The organism is Sphingobium sp. SA2 (assembly GCF_032227065.1).
Taxonomy (GTDB): Bacteria; Pseudomonadota; Alphaproteobacteria; order Sphingomonadales; family Sphingomonadaceae; genus Sphingobium.
In genome coordinates this window covers 787,614-807,429 of the sequence record NZ_JAPMXX010000001.1, presented here as the reverse complement: position 1 = coordinate 807,429, position 19,816 = coordinate 787,614, and the positions used below count along the sequence as shown (strand labels likewise).

At 64.3% G+C, this 19,816-nt stretch carries 20 protein-coding genes; 10 read left to right on the top strand and 10 right to left on the bottom strand.

Annotation, left to right across the window (positions count from 1 at the left end):
• The first annotated feature begins 3 nt into the window (after positions 1-3).
• A complete protein-coding gene (gene tenA, locus OVY48_RS03995) occupies positions 4-669 on the top strand; it encodes a thiaminase II (RefSeq protein ID WP_237748765.1) in 666 nt (221 codons plus the stop codon).
• Positions 670-678: 9 nt separating this feature from the next.
• Here tenA and OVY48_RS03990 read toward each other — a convergent pair whose 3' ends face one another.
• The 4 genes from OVY48_RS03990 to alr form a co-directional block, all read right to left on the bottom strand.
• Complete coding sequence (locus tag OVY48_RS03990; protein WP_313921884.1) at positions 679-2,169, bottom strand: altronate dehydratase family protein; 1,491 nt, start codon at positions 2,167-2,169, stop codon at positions 679-681.
• A gap of 70 nt (positions 2,170-2,239) precedes the next feature.
• Positions 2,240-2,587, bottom strand: a complete 348-nt coding sequence (locus OVY48_RS03985) for a RidA family protein (protein WP_037477371.1) — start codon at positions 2,585-2,587, stop codon at positions 2,240-2,242.
• A 19-nt stretch (positions 2,588-2,606) separates the two neighbouring features.
• On the bottom strand, positions 2,607-3,863 hold the full coding sequence (locus OVY48_RS03980; protein WP_313921883.1) for a D-amino acid dehydrogenase: 1,257 nt from the start codon (positions 3,861-3,863) through the stop codon (positions 2,607-2,609).
• Positions 3,864-3,866: 3 nt separating this feature from the next.
• The gene (gene alr, locus OVY48_RS03975; protein WP_052027741.1) at positions 3,867-4,985 is read right to left on the bottom strand and encodes an alanine racemase; all 1,119 of its coding nucleotides are present in this window, start codon (positions 4,983-4,985) and stop codon (positions 3,867-3,869) included.
• 124 nt (positions 4,986-5,109) lie between these two features.
• On the opposite strand from alr, the gene OVY48_RS03970 reads away from it, so the two are divergent.
• The gene (locus OVY48_RS03970; RefSeq protein WP_037477368.1) at positions 5,110-5,580 is read left to right on the top strand and encodes an Lrp/AsnC family transcriptional regulator; all 471 of its coding nucleotides are present in this window, start codon (positions 5,110-5,112) and stop codon (positions 5,578-5,580) included.
• On the opposite strand, the gene OVY48_RS03965 is transcribed toward OVY48_RS03970, so the two are convergent.
• The 4 genes from OVY48_RS03965 to OVY48_RS03950 form a co-directional block, all read right to left on the bottom strand.
• Positions 5,577-7,325: an acyl-CoA dehydrogenase C-terminal domain-containing protein gene (locus OVY48_RS03965; protein WP_037477365.1), complete on the bottom strand. Its 1,749-nt coding sequence runs from the start codon at positions 7,323-7,325 to the stop codon at positions 5,577-5,579. The genes OVY48_RS03970 and OVY48_RS03965 overlap by 4 nt on opposite strands.
• Positions 7,326-7,425: 100 nt before the next feature.
• A complete protein-coding gene (locus OVY48_RS03960) occupies positions 7,426-8,544 on the bottom strand; it encodes a PHB depolymerase family esterase (protein WP_313921881.1) in 1,119 nt (372 codons plus the stop codon).
• 155 nt (positions 8,545-8,699) lie between these two features.
• Complete coding sequence (locus tag OVY48_RS03955) at positions 8,700-8,891, bottom strand: hypothetical protein (RefSeq protein WP_037477363.1); 192 nt, start codon at positions 8,889-8,891, stop codon at positions 8,700-8,702.
• Positions 8,888-9,631, bottom strand: a complete 744-nt coding sequence (locus OVY48_RS03950) for a Crp/Fnr family transcriptional regulator (protein WP_193378899.1) — start codon at positions 9,629-9,631, stop codon at positions 8,888-8,890. The genes OVY48_RS03955 and OVY48_RS03950 overlap by 4 nt, the downstream gene beginning before the upstream one ends.
• A 317-nt stretch (positions 9,632-9,948) precedes the next feature.
• Here OVY48_RS03950 and OVY48_RS03945 point away from each other — a divergent pair, with 317 nt between their 5' ends.
• The 8 genes from OVY48_RS03945 to OVY48_RS03910 all read left to right on the top strand — a co-directional run bounded on the left by OVY48_RS03945 (position 9,949) and on the right by OVY48_RS03910 (position 18,435).
• Positions 9,949-12,075, top strand: coding sequence for a catalase (locus tag OVY48_RS03945; protein WP_052027801.1), 2,127 nt, complete (start codon positions 9,949-9,951; stop codon positions 12,073-12,075).
• Between the two features lie 73 nt (positions 12,076-12,148).
• Entirely contained in the window at positions 12,149-13,288 is a 1,140-nt protein-coding gene (locus OVY48_RS03940; RefSeq protein ID WP_052027740.1) for a glycosyltransferase family 4 protein, read from the top strand.
• Complete coding sequence (locus OVY48_RS03935; RefSeq protein WP_037477361.1) at positions 13,281-14,213, top strand: glycosyltransferase; 933 nt, start codon at positions 13,281-13,283, stop codon at positions 14,211-14,213. The genes OVY48_RS03940 and OVY48_RS03935 overlap by 8 nt, the downstream gene beginning before the upstream one ends.
• A complete protein-coding gene (locus tag OVY48_RS03930) occupies positions 14,210-15,229 on the top strand; it encodes a glycosyl transferase (protein ID WP_037477358.1) in 1,020 nt (339 codons plus the stop codon). The genes OVY48_RS03935 and OVY48_RS03930 overlap by 4 nt, the downstream gene beginning before the upstream one ends.
• Positions 15,226-16,344, top strand: coding sequence for an acyl-CoA dehydrogenase family protein (locus OVY48_RS03925; RefSeq protein ID WP_037477356.1), 1,119 nt, complete (start codon positions 15,226-15,228; stop codon positions 16,342-16,344). The genes OVY48_RS03930 and OVY48_RS03925 overlap by 4 nt, the downstream gene beginning before the upstream one ends.
• Positions 16,341-17,006, top strand: a complete 666-nt coding sequence (locus tag OVY48_RS03920) for a PIG-L deacetylase family protein (protein ID WP_237748925.1) — start codon at positions 16,341-16,343, stop codon at positions 17,004-17,006. Before OVY48_RS03925 ends, OVY48_RS03920 begins: the two co-directional genes overlap by 4 nt.
• Complete coding sequence (locus OVY48_RS03915) at positions 17,003-17,593, top strand: SAM-dependent methyltransferase (protein ID WP_313921880.1); 591 nt, start codon at positions 17,003-17,005, stop codon at positions 17,591-17,593. Before OVY48_RS03920 ends, OVY48_RS03915 begins: the two co-directional genes overlap by 4 nt.
• The gene (locus tag OVY48_RS03910) at positions 17,590-18,435 is read left to right on the top strand and encodes a glycosyltransferase family 2 protein (protein WP_313921879.1); all 846 of its coding nucleotides are present in this window, start codon (positions 17,590-17,592) and stop codon (positions 18,433-18,435) included. Before OVY48_RS03915 ends, OVY48_RS03910 begins: the two co-directional genes overlap by 4 nt.
• 49 nt (positions 18,436-18,484) lie before the next feature.
• Here the strand turns inward: OVY48_RS03910 and OVY48_RS03905 are convergent, their stop codons facing one another.
• Together OVY48_RS03905 and OVY48_RS03900 are read right to left on the bottom strand one after the other, a co-directional pair.
• Positions 18,485-18,937: a PA2169 family four-helix-bundle protein gene (locus tag OVY48_RS03905; RefSeq protein ID WP_313921878.1), complete on the bottom strand. Its 453-nt coding sequence runs from the start codon at positions 18,935-18,937 to the stop codon at positions 18,485-18,487.
• A gap of 133 nt (positions 18,938-19,070) precedes the next feature.
• Positions 19,071-19,811 carry a TetR/AcrR family transcriptional regulator gene (locus OVY48_RS03900; protein WP_037473112.1) on the bottom strand — a complete coding sequence of 247 codons (741 nt, stop codon included), beginning with the start codon at positions 19,809-19,811 and terminating at the stop codon, positions 19,071-19,073.
• Between the last annotated feature and the right edge of the window lie 5 nt (positions 19,812-19,816).

Below are 19,816 nucleotides of genomic sequence, written 5' to 3'. Positions count from 1 at the left end.
GAGATGATGAGCTTTTGCGCAGAGATTTGGGACGAGGTCGCGCCGTTGCGGCAAGCCATCTTGGCCCACCCTTTCCTGACCGAACTGGCGGCGGGGACATTGCCGTCGGCCAGTTTCCAGCACTATATCGTGCAGGACAGCCTCTACCTCGCCGAATATGCGCGGGTGCTGGCGATCGCGGCGGCGCGCGCGCCGAGTGCGGCCGGGCGGCTGGAATTTTCCGATGGGGCCAAGGTGGCAGTGCAGGTCGAGGAAGGTTTGCACCAGGCCTTTTTCGCGCAGTTCGGGGTAAGCGGCGACATGGCGGCGGCGGTCGAGCCCAGCCCGGCGTGCCGGGGCTATACCGGCTATCTCGCCAGCCTGGCCGCGACGCGGACTTATGAGGAATTGATCGCGGGGATATTGCCGTGCTTCTGGGTCTATTGGGAAGTGGGCTGCGCGATCCGGCCGCAGGCTGTCAGCCCCAACCCCTATGCGCCGTGGATCGACACCTATGCCGCGCCTGAATTTGGCGAAGCGACAGATCGTGTGCGGGCGTTGGTGGATGCAGCAGCGGAGGCGGCGAGTCCGGCCGTGCGGGACGCTATGGCCCAGGCGTTCCGCGTGGCGACGCGCTATGAGTGGATGTTCTGGGACTCGGCCTATCGGCGCGAGGCTTGGCCGATCTGATCGGGTCGGTTACAACGTCACGCCGCGCTTCCAGATGGCGATGTCGCGTTCGCCGTTGATCTCGTTGCGGGCGGGTTCGCCCGACGCGATCGCGCAGATGCGGGTCATGAGTGCGTCGGTTGCGGTGTCCAGCCCCTCGTCCAGCACCATAGCGGCATCGAAGTCGATCCAGCCGGGTTTACGGCGGGCAAGGTCATGGTTGGTGGCAAGTTTGAGCGTCGGGATCGGGCTGCCGAGCGGGGTGCCGCGCCCGGTGGAGAAGAGCGTGATGGTCGCGCCCGCCGCTGCCAGTGCCGTCGTGGAGACGGCATCATTGCCGGGGGCTTCGAGGATCGTTAGGCCAGGGCGGCGCAGGGTTTCGCCATAAGCGAGGACGTCGGTGACCGGGGCATGGCCGCCCTTCTGCACCGCGCCCAGTGATTTTTCCTCTAGCGTGGTGATGCCGCCTGCGACATTGCCGGGGCTGGGATTTTCCGAGATCGGCTCGCCATGGTCGATGAAATAGCGCTTGAAGCGATTGACCAAGGCAACCAGCGCATCGAAGATGTCGGCATCGGCGGCGCGCTGCATCAACAGCCGTTCGGCGCCGAATATTTCCGGGATTTCGGTGAGTATCGCTTGCCCGCCTGCGCCGGTCACGACATCGGCGGCGCGACCGATTAGGGGGTTGGCGGTCAGGCCAGAGAGGCCGTCCGAGCCGCCGCATTTGAGGCCAAGGCGCAAGGCGTCGATGCCGACTTCCTCGCGCTCGTCCTGCGCGGCGGTTTCGACCAGGGCGTCGATGGCGGTGGCGGCGTCGGCATATTCGTCGGCGCTGATCTGTGCACCGACGCTGCGGATGCGGTCTCGGCGGTCTGGCGGGATGCGTTGCAACAGGGCGGCAAGCTGGTTTTCTTCACAGCCCAGCCCGATGAGCAGGACGCCGGCGGCATTGGGATTGCAAGCGAGCGCTGCGAGCAGGCGCGCGGTGGCGTCAAGATCATCGCCCAGTTGCGAGCAGCCCAGCGGATGGGGGAAGGCAAGGATGGCATCGACGCGCCCGGCGTGGCGGATGGCGGCCTGCTGTGCGACGCGATCGGCAGTGCGGGCGACGCAGCCGACGGTCGGGATGACCCATATTTCATTGCGGGTGCCGACCGAGCCGTCGGCGCGACGATAGCCCTGGAAGGTCCAGCGGGAGGTCGGAGCGGCGGCGGCCGATGGGACGGGGACGAAGGTGTAGGGTTCTTCCGCCTTCAGGTTGGTGGTGAGGTTATGGCTGTGGACATGATCACCCGGCGCGACGGGTTGCGTCGCCGTACCGATGGGCCAGCCATAGCGCAGCACGGCTTCCCCCGCCGCGATGGGGCGAAGTGCGACCTTATGGCCGCGCGCAATTCGTACAGCGACCCGGACACTGGTTTCACAAATTGACACCGTCTCGCCCGCGTCGAGGTCGCGCAGAGCGATGGCGACATTGTCGGTTGCGGCAATGCGGGTCGCGGCAGGGAGTTGGTCCATAGATGGCGGCGTAGCAGCTATGCTACCGGTGGCACAAGGGCGCTGCCCCGCTGATGGACAGCCTTGTCCATCAGGCGCGGGCGGCGGTGATGATGATTTCGACCTTATAGCCTGGGTCGGCGAGCTTCGCCTCGCCGGTTGCACGCGTTGGTGCGGGAACGTCCGCGATCCAGGCGTCCCAGACGGCGTTCATTTCCGTGAAATCGGCCATGTCGGCGAGCCAGATGGTGGCGCGCAGGATGTTCGCTTTGCTGCTGCCCGCCAGCGCCAGCAAGCGCTCGATCTCGGCGAGCGTTTCCTGCGTCTGGTTGGTGACGCTCTCGCCCGGCGTGCCGACCTGGCCCGCGAGATAGACGGTGTCGCCATGGATGACCGCTTCGCTCATACGCGGGCCGGTTTCGATGCGGGTGATGGTCATGATTCTTCTCCTTGAAAAGTCAGCGGCGGTAGCGGGCGAGACCAAGATCAGCGGTTTCGATCGCGGGGGGACGGCCGCCGATGATGTCGGCGATCACCTGGCCTGATCCGCAGGCCATGGTCCAGCCGAGCGTGCCATGGCCGGTGTTGAGGAACAGATTGTCGAGCGGCGTCGCGCCGATGACCGGGGTGGAATCAGGGGTCATAGGCCGCAGGCCGCTCCAGAAGGTGGCCTGCGACAAGTCCCCTGCGCCGGGGAAGAGCGTGCCGACACTATGGTCGAGCGTGTCGCGGCGCGCTTGCGGCAGGTCATTGGTATAGCCCGATAGTTCGGCCATGCCGCCGACCCGGATGCGATCGCCCAGCCGCGTGATCGCGACCTTGTAGCTTTCATCGAGCAGGGTCGAGACCGGCGCGGCGTCCTCCTGCACGATCGGCACGGTGATCGAATAGCCCTTCACCGGATAGACCGGCAGACGCAGGCCGAGCGGGGCGAGGAGCAGCGGCGAGAAACTGCCCATGGCGACGAGATAGGCATCGCCGGTGACGGGGCCATCGCTGGTGACGACATGGCTGATCCGGCCGGCTTCGCGCGCCAATCCGTGGATGGTGCGGCCCATCAGGAACTGGACGCCGCGTGCGCGGGCCATGTCGGCGAGACTATTGGTGAATTTGAAACAGTCACCGGTTTCGTCATTGGGCAAACGAAGCCCGCCTGCGATCGGCGATGCGCTGGCGGCGAGGCCTGGTTCGGCGGCGATGCAACCGGCGCGGTCGAGGACTTCGAACGGCACATTGTCGGCGCGCAGCACCTCGATATCCTTGGCGATGCCGTCCAGCTGCTTTTGTTCGCGGAAGAGTTGCAGCGTGCCCTGGGTGCGTTCGTCATAGCGGATGCCGGTCGCGACGCGCAGCGCGATCAACTGATCACGACTATATTCGGCGAGGCGCACCATCCGCCCCTTGTTGATGCGATAGTCGGCCGCGTTACAATTGCCGAGCATCGCGATCATCCAGCGGATCATCGCCATATCGATATTGGGGCGCAGGATCAGCGGTGCATGCTGCATGAACAGCCAGCGCATCGCCTTGGCCAGGATGCCGGGCGCGGCCCAGGGGGAGGCATAGCCGGGCGAGATTTCGCCCGCATTGGCGAAGCTGGTTTCCTGCGCGACGCCGCTCTGGCGGTCGATGACGACGACTTCATGGCCGGCCTGTGACAGATACCAAGCGGAGGTGACGCCGACGACGCCGCCGCCCAAAATGACGATCTTCATGGCTTATTGCTCCTGAATGGCGGCGGCGGGCGCGGGCAGATAGGTGCGCGCGTAGCGGGGGCCGAGCCGGGTCAAAATCTCGTAGGATATCGTGTCCGCTTGTGCCGCGACATCATCGATCGACTGGTGCGGACCGATGAGTTCGACCGCTGCTGCAGGATAGAGGAGATAGTCGGGGACATCGGTGACATCGAGCGCGAGGCTGTCCATCGAGACGCGGCCGACGATCGGCGCGCGCACGCCACCGATATAGGCAAAGCCCCGGTTGCTCAGATGCCGGGGCCAGCCATCGGCATAGCCGACCGACACGGTAGCGACGTGCGAAGGGCGATCGAAGCGATGAGTGAGGCCATAGCCGACCCCAGCCCCGGCTTCGACGGTGCGCAATTGAACGATATAGGCGTCGAGAGAGACAACGGCGTGCATCGGGTTGGGCTCGCCATGGGGCGCGCCGCCATAAAGCGCGATGCCGGCGCGGACGATGTCGCCATGGGTGACGCCCGCCGTCATGGCGCCGCCCGAATTGTCGATGGAGCGGGGCACGCCGGGGAATTGCCGGGCGATCGCATCGAAAGTGGCGCGCTGATGTTCGTTGAAGCTGTCGTCGGGATGGTCGGCGCAGGCGAGATGGGTCATGACCAGTCGCACGTCGATGCCTGCCAGCCGATCCGGCTGATCGCGCAGGGTGGCGAGTTCTGCAGATGCGAGGCCGAGGCGCGACATGCCACTATCGACCTGAATCACCGCCGGGAGCGCATGGCCCTGTGTGCGGGCCACTGCCGCCCAGCCGTCAATCTGTTCGAGCGAATTGAGGACGGGCAACGCGCCGATCGCTGCGCAAACCGCCTCTGCGCCGGGTTGCACGCCATTGAGGATATAGAGGGTGGCGTCGGTCGGCAGATGGGGTCGCAAGGCGGTGGCTTCGCACAGATGGGCGACGAAAAAGTGGCGGCAGCCCGCATCGAGCAATGCGCGTGATATTTCGGCTGCGCCGAGTCCATAGGCATTGGCCTTGACCACGCCCGCGACACTGGCGGGCGCCACCTGCGCCGCGATCAGCCGGTAGTTGGCGACCAGTGCGGCAAGGTCGATGCGCAAATTGCCCGCCATCTGCAAATCCATGCCGCTTCCCCTTCTCATCTTGCGGCACTGTAGATCACGTTTCTTCGAAATGGGATGGCGAATGATCGAAGAATATTCCATTTCATGCTGTGAAATCGCAGAATAGTTCAAGAGATTCGCATATATGGCCATTTCCTTCGATACGACCGACCGCGCCATCCTGCGCTTGCTCAAGCTCAATGCGCGCCGGTCCAATGCGGAGATCGCAGCGGAGGTCGGCCTGTCGCCGTCCGCCTGCCATCGGCGCATCCGGCAATTGGAAGCGCAGGGCGTCATTCGCGGCTATACGATCGTCGCGGGCGGGCGCGATGACAGCCCGCTGGTCAATGTCGTAGTACAGGTGACGCTGGATCGGCAGACCGAGGATTATCTCGCGCGGTTCGAGCATGCGGTGCGGCAATGCCCGGAAATCCGCGAATGTTTCCTGATGACCGGCGCGGTCGATTATTGGCTGCGCGTCGAGGCGGACAGTGTGGACGCCTATGAACGCATCCATAGCGAGATATTGTCGCGCATGCCCGGCGTGACGCGGATCAATTCCAACATCGCCATGCGCGATGCGCTGCGCCCGCGCCGAGGCAAGGGCGCGGGTTAAAAAGCGTCCGCTCCCAGCGCCATCAACGTGTCTTCGCCTGCCATGATGCTGGCGGCCAGGGCGTCGGCCTGGGGCAGCATGCGCTGCGCGAAGAAGGCGGCGACGGACCGTTTGGCCTGGTGCAGCGGCGTGTCGTCCTGTGCGGCGGCGGCCATGCGGGTCCACATCCAACCCATGGCGACGAGGGCGAAGAGGCGCAGATAGTCGACCGCAGCCGCGCCCGACGCATCAGCCGCGCCCGACGCATCGACCGATGCGCCGCGTAGCGAGGCGGTGACATCGCGTAACCGAGCGAGCGCTTCACGGGTGCGGGTCGCGATCGGCAGGTCGGTGGCGTCGAGATCGGCGGTGATCAGGTCGAAAAAGCCTTCGACCACAGCGCCGCCGGACAGGGGCAGTTTGCGCGCGACCAGATCCATCGCCTGCACGCCGTTGGTGCCTTCGTAAATCTGGGCGATGCGGGCGTCGCGGACATATTGTTCCATGCCCCATTCGCGGATGTAGCCATGGCCGCCAAAAACCTGCTGCGCCTGCACCGCGCTTTCAAAGCCCATGTCAGTGAAGGCCGCCTTGACCACCGGGGTCAGCAGCGCGACGAACGCGTCGGCCTTGGCGCGCTCGGCGGCATCGGAATGGGCGTGGGCGCGATCGAGTTGGAGCGCGGTCCAGCCCGCCAGTGCGCGGCCCGCCTCGACAAAGGCACGGATGGTGAGCAGCATGCGGCGGACATCGGCATGTTCGATGATCGCCACGGGGTTGCGGCTGCCATCGGCGCTGCGGCCCTGTAGCCGTTCCTTGGCATAGCTTGCCGCTTGGCCATAGGCGGCGCCGGCAATGCCCAACCCCTGGATGCCGACCATCAATCGTTCGGCGTTCATCATCGTGAACATGGCGGCGAGGCCGCGATGCGGTTCGCCCACCAGCCAGCCGGTCGCCTCGTCATAATTCATGACGCAGGTGGGCTGGGCGTGGATGCCCATCTTCTTTTCGAGCGCGCCGACCGACATGCTGTTGCGGATGGTGAAGCCGCCATCGGCGTCGGGCAGGAATTTGGGGACGAGGAAGAGGCTGATCCCCTTGACGCCGGGCGGGGCGTCGGGGAGGCGCGCGAGGACGAGGTGGACGATATTGCCGCCAAAATCATGATCGCCCGACGAGATGAAGATTTTCTGGCCGGTCACGGCGTGGCGGCCATCGCCCAGCGGCACGGCCTTGGTCTTGAGCAGCGCCAGGTCGGTGCCTGCGCCGCTTTCGGTCAGCGCCATTGCGCCGGTCCATTCGCCGCTAACCAGCGGGGCGAGATAGGCGGCTTTCAAGTCTTCGCTGGCATGAGCGATGATCGCCTCCACCGCGCCGCGCGTCAGGCCGGGGAAAAGGCCGAAGGACAGGTTGGTGGCCGACAGCATTTCGTCGAGCCAAAGTTGGAGGATGAAGGGCAGCCCCTGCCCGCCATGGTCCGGCGACGCGGCGAGCGCGGGCCAGCCAGCCGCCACGAATTCGCGATAGGCGTCGGCAAAGCCGGGCGGGGTGACGACGGCCCCGTCTACAAGGCGGCTGCCCTGTTCGTCGCCTTCTCGGTTGAGGGGCTGGAGCCGGTCGGCGCAGAGGCGTCCCGCCTCTTCCAGCACGGCGACTGCGAGGTCCGCGTCCACATCCTTGCCGACATCGGCCATCGCTTCATCGAAGCGCAGGACGTGCGTCAACAGGAAGCGGTAATCGTCGATCGGGGGGACGTAGCTGTACATCGGGCCTCTCCTGCTGGCGTAGATGAGGACTACACCAAACAGCTGTTACAGTCAACTATCCGCCGAGGGGCCGGCCTCCCGGCGCGGCCCCTCTATCCGATCATCGCATCAGTCCGGCCTTGCGCAGCGCGTCTTCGATGATGGCGCTGACGCCGGTCGCCTTGTGCGCTGGCTTTGAGGTTGGCTTTCTGGCGTGCATGGGTTGCGGCCGGATGCGTTCGCCGGGCGTGGGGGCGGATTTGCGGGCGGGTGTGGCGGTCATCAGCCCCCAAGCCTGAGCGATCTGTCCGGTCGAGGAGATGCCTGCCTCCAGCATATAGGGCGCGGCGTTGCCATGGCCGTCCGGGCCGACGGTGTTGAGTGGCGTGCCATGGCCCATACCGACAATCTCATAGGACTCGATGACCGCCCTGCCCTTTTTGTCGCGCCAGGTGCGGCGGGGGCTGCCGTCGATGATTGCGCGCTCAGTGGGCAAGCTATCAACGCCGTGCAGCGCCTGCCACTGGGCGAGGATGCGGTCGGCATTGGAGGGGGCGACGGTCTGGTCGGCGCTGCCCTGCCAGACGGAAATGGTTGGCCATGGTCCCTGATGGCCGGACGCTGCCTTGACCAGTTCGGGCAGGCGGTCGTCAGCGGGATAGCCCTCGCCGCGCATGCGGGCGAAGGCGTCGTTGACGGACGCCGCGCAACCAAAGGGCAGCCCGGCGATGATCGCGCCGCCCGTGAACAGTTCGGGGTAGCAGGCCAGCATGATCGAGGTCATCGCGCCGCCCGCGGACAGGCCGGTCACGAAGATGCGGCTTTGGTCGATGTCATGGGTGGCAACCATGGTATCGATCATCTGGCGGATCGACAGGGCTTCGCCGGAATCGCGCCGGGAATCGACCGGCGAGAACCAGTTGAAGCAGAGGTTGGGATTGTTCGAGCGCTGCTGTTCGGGGAAGAGCAGCGCAAAGCCCTGCTCATCGGCAAGTTGCGACCAGCCTGCGCCATGATCATAGCCCGCCGCATTCTGAGTGCAGCCATGGAGGACGACGACCAGCGCCGCGCCTTTGGCCAGATTTGCGGGCACATAGATTCTGGCGCGCAGGGCACCGGGGTTGCTGCCGAAGGCGATCAGGTCGTCCAGGCGATCCTTGACCGGATCGGCCGACGCGCCGTGGGCCATCGCCCGGAATTTGGCGAGTTGGGTAATGGTGGAACTTAGACGGGTCATCATGGGGTCTCCGGTGCGGCTTGCGCATATATTATGCTATAATGGCTGAACCGCCCAGATAGTTGCTGCATCGCACAATGGAATATGATGCCTATTCCCCTTATCTTCATGGAGATGTGAGGATAAATTTCTTCATTCTGCCGCAACGCAGCATATTCCTACACCTCTGGCTCGGTCCAATGTTCGGCGCGTTGGGCGGCTTCGATCAGGCTCTTGCCCGTTTCCGATGCGGCGTAAGCGGTCATGGTTACGGCGATACCGTCGGGACCGTCGAGCAATACCAGCCCGGCTTCCGCGCTGGCTATGCCGGGCCGCGTCTGCGTGCCGGCGATGGGAGGGGGAGACCTCATGAGGCTTGGCTTTCGTTGGGTTTGGTAGGATCGGCATCGATGTACAGATAGTCGGGATTGAATTGCCCCCGCCTGGCGAGACCCCGGACGTCGAGAATATCGACGAGCGACGAGCGGAAGACGCAGAGCCCCTCCTCGCGCAACTGGCGCAGGACGCGATTGGCGTGGACGTTGGTGATGCCACATATTTCGGCGATGTCGTTCTGGGTGATGCCCAGTGCAAAGCGGCTTCCGTCGCTCAGGCCGACGGGCAGAAGCCGGGCGTTTGTTTCGCTCAGAAAATGCGCGACGCGGCCGACTGCGTCCAACCGACCGAGCCGGAACAGCCAGGCCCGGTGGATGGCGGCATCGAGCAGGGTCGAGAACCATAATTTTCGGGTCAGTTCCGGCATGGTCGCGTTGATGCCGTCCAAGGCGCGGTGGGGGACGATCGCGACGGTGGCCGCGGTCAGGGTGGCGACATCATGGTCGAGCGTCTTGAGCGGATAGGCGTGGAGATCGACGAAATCGCCCGGCACTTGCACCGCGACAAGTTGGCGCATGCCTTCCCGGTCATCGAGATAGCGGCACATGAAGCCGTCGATCAGCAATGTGCTGTTGGATAACGGGTCGCCAGCGCTGACGATGGTAGCGCGCGCGTCGATGCTGCGGACTTCGGATATGGCACCTTCCAATACAGCGCGTTCTTCCGCGCCCAGTTGGACGCCCCGACGTCCTTTCAAAAACCGATCCGTGAACAATATATCGTCCTTCACCTATAATGGCGATCTTTGCCCCGATCGCCCGTGACAGTCCAAACGGCCCGCTGCGCCAGTATATCCGAGCCATGGCCACAAAACGTTATGACGCAGATTAGTATTTGCCAGACCGCGGCAACTTGCAACGTTGCCGAGTGTTTCCGTGACGTAGCATTTCTGCAGACCGTCCCTGCGCATGTCGCTGAGCATGGCATTGCCCTTGTTCGCCTATGTGCGCGCTCTCCAGTTGAGGAATTCTCATGGCCAAGTCAGACAAACCCGCCAGCGCATCCGGCAAGATCGCCGAGCAATCGGCCCGCATGGCCCCGCCCCCGCCGCCCGCCGATGGCGTGTCCGATGTTTATGCCGAACCGCAGGCGGATGGCGGCGAGACCCATCAGATTGCAGGCGGTGACGTTGCGACCTTGACGACCGCCCAGGGCATTCCCGTCGCGGACAACCAAAATTCGCTGAAACAGGGCGCGCGCGGGCCGACGCTGCTGGAAGATATGCATTTTCGCGAGAAGATGTTTCATTTCGATCATGAGCGCATCCCGGAGCGCGTCGTTCATGCCCGCGGCTATGGCGCGCATGGCTATTTTGAGCTGACGGAATCGCTGAGCGATGTGACGCGCGCCGATGTGCTGCAGCGGGTGGGCGAGAAGGTGCCTGCGTTCGTGCGCTTTTCGACTGTTGCCGGATCGAAGGGGTCAGCCGACCTTGCCCGCGATGTGCGCGGCTTTGCGGTCAAGCTCTATACGCAGGAAGGCAATTGGGATCTGGTCGGCAATAACATCCCGGTCTTTTTCATTCAGGATGCGATCAAATTTCCCGATCTGGTGCATGCCGCCAAGCCTGAGCCGGATCGGGATTTCCCACAGGCGCAGACCGCGCATGACAATTTCTGGGATTTCATCAGCCTGTCGCCCGAAGCCATGCATATGGTGATGTGGACGATGTCCGACCGGGCGATCCCGCGCTCGCTGCGCACTATGGAAGGGTTTGGCGTCCATACTTTCCGCCTGGTCGATGCCGAGGGCAAGTCGACCTTCGTCAAATTCCATTGGAAGCCCAAGCAAGGTTTGCAGTCGGTCGCCTGGAACGAGGCGGTCAAGATCAACGGGGCCGACCCGGATTTCCATCGCCGCGACCTGTGGGACGCGATCAATGCGGGCGATTTCCCCGAATGGGAATTGGGCGTGCAGTTGTTTGACGATGCGTTCGCCGACAGTTTCGATTTCGATGTTCTCGACGCGACCAAGCTGATCCCCGAAGAATTGATCCCGGTGCGGATCGTCGGACGGCTGGTGCTTGATCGGGTGGTCGATAATTTCTTTGCCGAGACCGAGCAGGTCGCCTTCTGCACGCAGAATGTGCCGCCCGGCATCGACTTCAGCAATGATCCGCTGCTGCAGGGTCGCAATTTCTCCTATCTTGACACCCAGCTCAAGCGGCTGGGCGGTCCCAACTTCACGCATATCCCCATCAATGCGCCCAAATGCCCGATGGCCCATTTCCAGCAGGACGGGCATATGGCGATGCGCAATCCCAAGGGTCGGGCCAATTACGAGCCCAATAGCTGGGGCGCCGAACAGGGTGGTCCGCGCGAAGATCCGGCCAAGGGTTTCGTCAGTGTCGCCACGGTCGAGGACGGCCCCAAGCAACGGGTCCGGTCGGAGAGTTTTGCCGATCATTATAGCCAGGCGCGGCAATTCTATATCAGCCAGATGCCGATCGAGCAGAAGCATATCGGCGATGCGATCGTGTTCGAACTGAGCAAGGTCGAGCGGCCCGACATCCGGTCGCGGACGGTATCGCATCTGCGTAATATCGATGAGGAACTGGCGGCTACTGTCGCCGATGGTTTGGGCATGGCCCTGCCGGAGCCTGCGAAGGCGGCGCGCGCCACGATCATGGACTTGCCGCCGTCCGATGCGCTGAGCATCCTCAAAAATGGCCCGGACAATTTCAAGGGCCGCAAGCTCGGTATCCTTTTGGCCGATGGGGCCGATGCCAAGATGTTCGACGCGCTGGTCAGGGCGGTGGACAAGGAAGGCGCGGTTTATGAAGTGATTGCGCCCAAGATCGGCGGCGTTACCCTGTCCGATGGCACGGCGGTTGCGGCCAAGCAGAAGATCGATGGCGGACCATCGGTTCTCTATGATGCGGTTGCGGTGGTCGCATCCGCGGATGGTGCGGCGTTGCTGGCGATGGATGCGGCGGCCAAGGACTTCGTCACCGACGCCTTTGCCCATTGCAAGTTCATGGGGCTTACGGCAGAGGCACAGATCTTGTTCGAAAAGGCGGGTATCGCCGACGATCTGGACGAGGGCTGCCTGCCGCTTGCTACAGCGAAAGATGCCACGAGCCTGCTGACCGCCTGTCGCGGGCTGCGCCATTGGCCACGGGAAATGACCGTGGATCTGGACGCCGTGCCCGACGCCTGATCTCGATCTTCGATCAACCGGGGGCGAATGCGTTTTCGCCTCCGGCCCTCTTCTTGTCCAAAGGATATCGTTGATGCGGATTGGCATTATCGCCCATCTCAAGCATCCTATTGCGGAACCGTTCGCAGGCGGTTTGGAGATGCATACGCATCTTCTGGCCCGGTCGCTGCGGGATCGCGGTCATGCCGTGACCGTCTTTGCGTCATCCAGGTCCGAGCCGGAACTGGGGCTGGAGGCGATCTGTACGGAGACGGCGATAACGTCGGTCGGGACGACGGAAGCGAGCGACATCGCCTTTTTTCGCGAGCACCATGCGTATCTCAGCCTGATGACCGGTTTGCGGAACCGGGATTTCGACATCATTCACAATAATGCGCTCCATTATCTGCCGCTGACCATGGCTGACAGTCTGCCGATGCCGATGGTCACGACACTGCACACGCCGCCCTTCTGCTGGCTGGAAAGCGGTATTCGGCTGTGCGAAGCGCCCAATCATGCGCTGGTTGCGGTATCGCAGTCGGTCGCGGCGCAGTGGAGCCATGTCGCGCCCGCCGATGCCGTGATCCTCAACGGGATCGACTTGCGGAAATTCGTCTTTCGCGCGCAGGCCGACAGCGCGCCCTATCTGGTCTGGTATGGCCGCATCGTCCCGGAAAAGGGGTTGCACCTGGCAATCGAGGCGGCGCGCCTTATCGGCTTGCCGTTGCGCATAGCGGGGCCGGTGTTGGATGAGGATTATTATCGGACGGTGATAGCGCCTACGTTAGGCGCGGACATCATCCATGTCGGGCATCTGGCACATAGCGAATTGGCGCAGTTGGTGGCTGGGGCCAGCGCGTTTCTGTGTACGCCTTTATGGGACGAGCCCTATGGGCTGGTCGTGGCCGAGGCATTGGCCTGCGGCGTGCCGGTGGCTGCTTTTGCGCGGGGCGCGATACCGGAAATTCTTGATTCCAGTTGTGGAGTTCTGGCTGCGCCTGATGATGTCGGGTCGCTGGCGCAGGCGGGGCGCGCGGCGCTGGCGCTGGATCGGCGGGCCTGTCGCGCGCGGGCGGAGCAGATGTGCGACGCCAACCGCATGGTGAAAAGCTATGAGGCGCTCTATCAGCAGCAGATCGACTTGGGCAGGCCGGTGCCGCGCGATGGGCGGGCGGCCATGCATCTGGTGCCGCCATGCTCGCCGGAATCCTTGCGTGCGATGCTGCATGGTTGAGCCGGCGATCAATTTTTGCGTCTGTGTGCCGGCACGGAACGAGGCCGAACGGTTACCGGTGCTGCTCGGCGCTCTGGCGGCGCAGGACTGGCTGGATCCGGTGATGGTGTCGATCGGCGTCAACAATACGAGTGACGACAGTCTGGACGTGATCGGCAGGGCGCAACGGCGATATGGCGCGCGGCTGGATATTGCGGTGGTCGTTGCCGATTTCGCGCCGGAGCTGGCGCATGCCGGATCGGCGCGAAAGTTGGCGATGGATGCGGGGCTGTCGCGGATTGCGATGGCCGGAGATGGCGTGCTGGTCAGTACCGACGCCGATAGTCGGCCGCCGGTCGATTGGCTGCGCAATATCGCCAAGGCTGTGGACCGGGGTGCGGATATGGTGGGTGGACGGATCGATATCGATAGCCAGGAACCCCTGCCCCCGGCCGTTTCGGCGCTGCGTTCGGCATGGGATGCCTATTGGGCGGCGGTGCGCGCGATAGAGGATGCGATCGATCCCCTGCCCTGGGATATTGCGCCGCGCCATGGCGATCATACGGGGGCTTCACTGGCGATCCGGGCCTCTGCTTATCAGGCCTGTGGTGGCGTACCGTTGCTCGCGACGGGCGAGGATCGGGCGTTGGTGACGGCGGCATTGGCGCGTGGCGCGCGGCTCGCCCATCCGGCTGATGTGCGTATATCCGTATCACCGCGACTGGAGGGGCGAGCGGAAGGTGGCATGGCGAGTGCCATGCAGCAGCTTTACCGGGACGCAGAGGATGGAAGTCGGCCGATGGCCCCCGCCTTCCACCATTGGCGCGAGCGAGCGCTATGGCGCAAGCGGTTGCGCGCGCGGTTGGATGGCCATGCGCTGATTGCGCGACGCGAGCCGTTGTTGCCGCCGATGCCGCATGATATGCCGCTGGAGATCAGCACATGACGCGGCGACCGATCGGCTATTATGTCCATCATCATGGTGCGGGACACAGGGCACGCGCGCGGGCGATTGCCGCCGCGAGCGACTGGCCGATCATATTGCTGGGGACCGGGGTTGGCGAGGCCGGGATCGATTTGCCCGACGATCGGCCGTTGTCGGGCCTGTTCAATGGCGTGGATGGCAGCGAAAGGCGGCCCGCAGCGCTCCATTATGCGCCCATCGACCATGAAGGCGTGCGGTTGCGCGTGGCGCGGGTGGCGCAATGGATCGCGACGGAACGGCCCGCGCTGATGGTCGTGGATGTGTCGGTGGAAATGGCCATGCTGGCGCGGCTGGCATCGGTACCGACCATCTGTGTCCGGTTGAATGGTGCGCGCAGCGATGCGCCGCATCTGGAGGCTTTTCGGGGGGCAGCGGGGTTGTTGGCCCCCTTTCATGCCGATCTGGAGTTGGAGTCGACGCCGACCTGGGTGCGCGAGCGGACGCGCTATCTGCCGGGTATTACGACGGCCGTAGCGGGAGACGTGCCGCCGTCGGGCCGGATATTGGTGGTGATCGGGCGCGGTGGTGCGTCGGGCGATGGCGCGCGATTGGCGGAGGCAGCGCGGGCTTGCCCGGATCTGCAATGGCGGGTGATCGGGTCGGTGTCGGCGGTCGGCGATCGCCCGGCGAATCTGGATATTGCGGGTTGGGTTGAGGATGCGGCGCGGGAGATCGCGGCGGCCAATGTGGTGATCGGCGGAGCGGGTGAAGGACTGGTCGGCGCGGTATTGGTCGCGGATCGGCCGTTCATCTGCTTGCCCGAAGCGCGGCCCTTTGGTGAGCAGCAGGCCACGGCGAGCGGGCTGGCGCGTCTGGGCGCGGCGGTGGTGCTGCAGGATTGGCCGGAGGCTGCGGCATGGCCGTCCTTGTTGGCGCAGGCGAAGGCACTGTCCCCGGAAGCGAGGAAGCGGTTGCACGATCCGCAAGGCGCGCGAACGGCGGCGATCTGGCTTAGCGAACAGGCGGCAGCGGCATGAGCGTAGCGCCCTCCCCTATCGCGGACGACGCGCATCCGACGGCGCGGGCTGCGGCTGTTGCGCCGAGGCTGATGGAATTGGGGGCGCGCTATGACGCCGCGCCGGTCTTTCCGATCGACAGTATGCAATGTCTGGCGGCGGCGGGCCTGCATCGCTGCTTTGCGCCGGTCGCAAGTGGCGGGCTTGATTTTGGCGGCGACGAGGACGCATGGCATCTATGCCTGTTCGATGTCCTGCGGGTTATCGGTCGCGCGGACCTGAGCGTTGGGCGGCTGTATGAAGGGCATGTCAATGCGATGATCCTGTTCGATCATTTCGCGACGGGCGCGCAACACCATAGTCTTGGGCAGAGGCTGGATGCGGGGGCCTTTTATGGCATGTGGGCGACCGAGCCGCCGCCGGGTGTGCAGATGGTGGGTCGGACGCTGCAAGGGGCCAAGTCCTTCGCCACGGGCGCGGGCGGGCTGGCGCATGCGATAATCACTGTGCAGCCGGAGGACGGCGCGCGGCAATTGGTCGTGGTTGCAGCGGACGATGCGGCGCGGGCTGATTTGTCGCAATGGCGGGTGCGGGGGATGCGCGCGACGGGCAGCGGGCTGTATGATCTGACCGGGATGATGGTTGCGCCGGAAGACATGTTGGGCGGGTCGGGCGATTATGATCGCGAGCCGCTGTTCACCACCGGGGCGTGGCGGCTTACCGCGGTGCAACTGGGCGGCATCGAAGCGCTGCTGATCGAGACGCGCAAGGCGATGTCGGAGGCAGCGCGGGGCGACCCGGTGCAGCGCGCGAAATTCGCCGATGCGGTGGCGGCCACGCGCACCGCCTATCTGTGGGTGCGCGAAGCGGCGCTGCGCGCGGCGCGGGACGATACCGATGGCCCGGCCTTTGCGCGGATGACGCGCGGCGTGGTGGAGCGGGCGGCGCTGGATGTCATGGAACTTGCGGCGCGGATCGTGGGCACGCGCAGCGCGATGGACGGGCAGCGGATCGACAAGATCAGCCGCGACTTAAGCCTCTATCTGCGCCAAGGTGGTCCCGATTATGCGCGGGATCAGGCGGCGCTTGCCTGGCTGGATCATGATGCCTGGGGCGCGGAGGATCTGTTGTGGTGACGGCTGCGCTGTCCTCGCGTCAGTGGCGCGACCTGCGCTGGCTGGTGTTGGCACCGCATCCCGATGACGAGACGTTGGGCGCGGGCGCGCTGATCGCGCAGACGGCCAAGGCCGGGCGGTTGGCGGGCCTAGTCTATCTAACCGATGGCGCGGGGTCGCATGGCGCGGCGCAACGGCTGGCGGCGGCCCGGCGGCGCGAGGCGACCAGGGCAGTGCAGCGACTGGCGGGTGGACGGGCGCAGCGGCCCGTGCATCTGGACTGGAAGGATGCGGCCCCGGCACGTCCCGGCGATCCACTGTTCGAGCGGACGGCGCGTTATCTGGCAGCGTTGTGCAGGCGTTGGCGGGTCGATGCATTGGCAGTCACGGCCGGGCATGAGCCGCATTGCGACCATGAAGCTGCGGCTGCGCTGGCCTATGCGGTGCATGGGCGGGCGATGCGCCGTCTGGTGGTGGCGGAATATCTGGTCTGGGCTGACAGGCCTGATCAGAAGATGCGGCGCGCGATCCATACGGCGCCGATGGCGGCGGGACAGCGGCGCTTGGCGCTGGCGGCGCATCGCAGCCAATTGACCGCCGCGCATGGCCCCGGCTTTCGCCTGTCGCCCGAACAGCGCCGCATGGGCGCGCGCGATATACTCTATGTGCGGAGACGGCCATGACACGGCATGTTAGCAGCCTTGATCCCCAATATTTCGAGCAGATGTTCCAAGGGACGCAAGATCCCTGGTCGCTGGAAACCAGCGCTTATGAGCAGGCGAAATATGCCCATAGCATCGCGGCGCTGGGCGATCGTCGCTATGAATTGGGGTTCGAGATTGGCTGCGCCAAGGGCATGTTGACGCGACAATTGGCCGAGCATTGCCGGGCATTGGTCGCGATCGATGTCAGCGAAACGGCGCTCGGCGGCGCGCGCGAGCGTTGTGCCGTATTCGATCATGTCTCCTTCAACCGGATGACCTTTCCCGCGCAAGTGCCGCTGGGGGGGGCGTTCGATCTGATCATCCTGTCCGAAGTCATTTATTATTGGGATGATGCGGATATCCGGCGCGCGGCCGAATGGGCGGGCAGCCATGGCGCACCGGGTGGCGACCTACTGCTGGTCCATTGGACGGGCGAAACGGACTATCCGCAAAGCGGTGACGAGGCGGTGGAGAAATTTCGTGCAGCAATGCCGGCACCGATAGAGGTCGTCACAGCGGAACGCCGCGACCAATATCGGCTCGATCTGTGGCGCATGTCGGCATGACGATGAGCGTCCTGACGATCGTCAAGAACCGGCCGGGGCATCTGGCGCAATTGATCGAAGGGTTGCGGCGGAGCGAGGAACAGCCCGACGAACTGGTGATCGTGGATATGGGCAGCGATCCGCCCGTCGCGGTGGAGGCGATGGACTTTCCCGTGCATATCGTGCGGCTCGATCAGCCGGGCCTGCCGCTCGCGGCGGCGCGCAATGCGGCGGCGCAGGCTGCGCGGGGCAACATGCTGTTGTTTCTGGATGTTGATTGCATTCCGATGCAGGGCCTGACGGCGGCGATGGCGCAAGCGTTGACGGAGCAGGATGCGCTGATCTGTGCCGAAGCGCTCTATCTTGGTCCCAGGGATGCGCGCGGCGCGTGGGACGAGGCGGCTTTGATGCAATGCGCGAAGCCGCACCCGGTTCGTCCTTTTCCCGCGGCGGGCTTGCGCGAAGAACATAATGCCGGGCTATTCTGGTCGTTGATCTTTGGCATTCGACGCGAGCGGTTCGTCGAACTGGGCGGGTTCGATGAGGCGTTTACCGGCTATGGCGCGGAAGATACCGATTTCGGTTTCCGCGCGCGGGAGGCAGGCTTGCCCCTGCTATTCCTGGGGGGCACGGGCGCGTTTCATCAATATCATGATGTGATCGACCCGCCGCTGCAGCATCTGGGCGATATCGTGCGTAATGCGCGGCTGTTTCGCCAGAAATGGGGGATATGGCCGATGGAAGGCTGGCTGGCCGCCTTCGAGAAGGCGGAATTGATCGCGCGTGAGAGCGATACGATCAGCCTGTCGCGCATGCCTACCATGGCGGAGGTGAATGCGGCGCGGGTCATAGGTTCCGAGTAACCCGTTCGGACGAAAAATCGGCGGGGTTGCCCCCGCCGATACGTTTTTCTTAGTGCTGCATCGAATGCTTGATGTCGCGCATTTCGTCATGGCCTGCCTTAACCGAGCTATAGCAGCCTTCGATCACGCTGCGGACGGCGGGCGAAAGCTTGGTGTCGCCCAGCGCGTCTTCGAACTTGGCCTTGATATGATCTTCGCCGGCTTCGACTTCGTTGACGATCGCCTTGTCGTCCTGGCCCGTCATCATCGACTTGAGGTTGAGGAACATGCGATGTGCGCCTGCAAGGACGGTGCCGTCGTCTTCAGGATTGCCGCCCAGGCGGGTCACTTCCTGCTGGAGCCGCGTAGCGACTTCGCGGCGTTCGGCGGCGCGGCTGGTGAAGAGGGTCACGAAGCGACCGCCTTCGCTGTCCTTGGCGGCTTCGGTATAGCCATCGGCGCTGTCGATCGTGGTGGCGATCAGGTCATTAAGGGTCGAAATATCGTGGCTGTTGTCGGACATGATGGTTCCCGTCTTGAAAGATGAAAACCGGCGCCATTGGCAACCGGATACCCCCTTCAACGACGCGCGACCGGGAAAGTCGCAAACAAATGTCGGTCCTTAACCTCCATCAATGAGATTGATGGGAAAGCCCTCAGTCACCTGATGCCGCGAGCATCCGATAGTCGCGGATGCCCAGTTCCAGCAGTCGCGCCTCCGCCCGCAGCAAATGCGTGCGGCCCAGGGGATTGGGCGCGTGGAGCGCATTTTGCAACGTCGTATCGGTCGTGACGGTCACGATACGTTCAAGCCCGGTCATCAGCGCCGTCGCCATGCTGAACACGGGCGATTGCGGTTTGCTAAGGTCGCCATCCATCTGTTCGACCATCAGGCGCATGACCGGCAGGGCTGCGTTGATACGATGCAGCATCATCCGTTCATTCTGCGCGTCGGCCATGCGGTTGCGCAGATGGAGCAAGCGGGAATTTTTGACCCAGAAGCCATGATAGGCCGTCACCAGCGCCAGACTATGCTCACCCAGCGAAGCATCGTCCCAGCGCGTGCGGAGCAGGCCGACATATGCCTCTTCGGCGGTCGCCATCACCGGTTCCAGCACGGCCAGGAGCAATTCGGTCAGGTCGTTGAAATAATTGTAGAGCGACGTCATGCCAAGCGACGCCTGACGCGCGACGGCGCTAAGCGACAGTTCGATATCGGCGGGGCCAGCGAGCAATTCGTTGGTGGCGGCAAGGATGCGGTCGCGCGTGTCCCGCCCCTTGCGCCCCAACCGTTGTCCGTTGAGATTATGGCTGAGCGTCTTGGTCGCGGCGGACGGGCGCGAGCGCGGCGATTTGCCTGCCCCCTGCCCTGCCTTCATGTCCGCCTTTGCGCTCAAGAGCC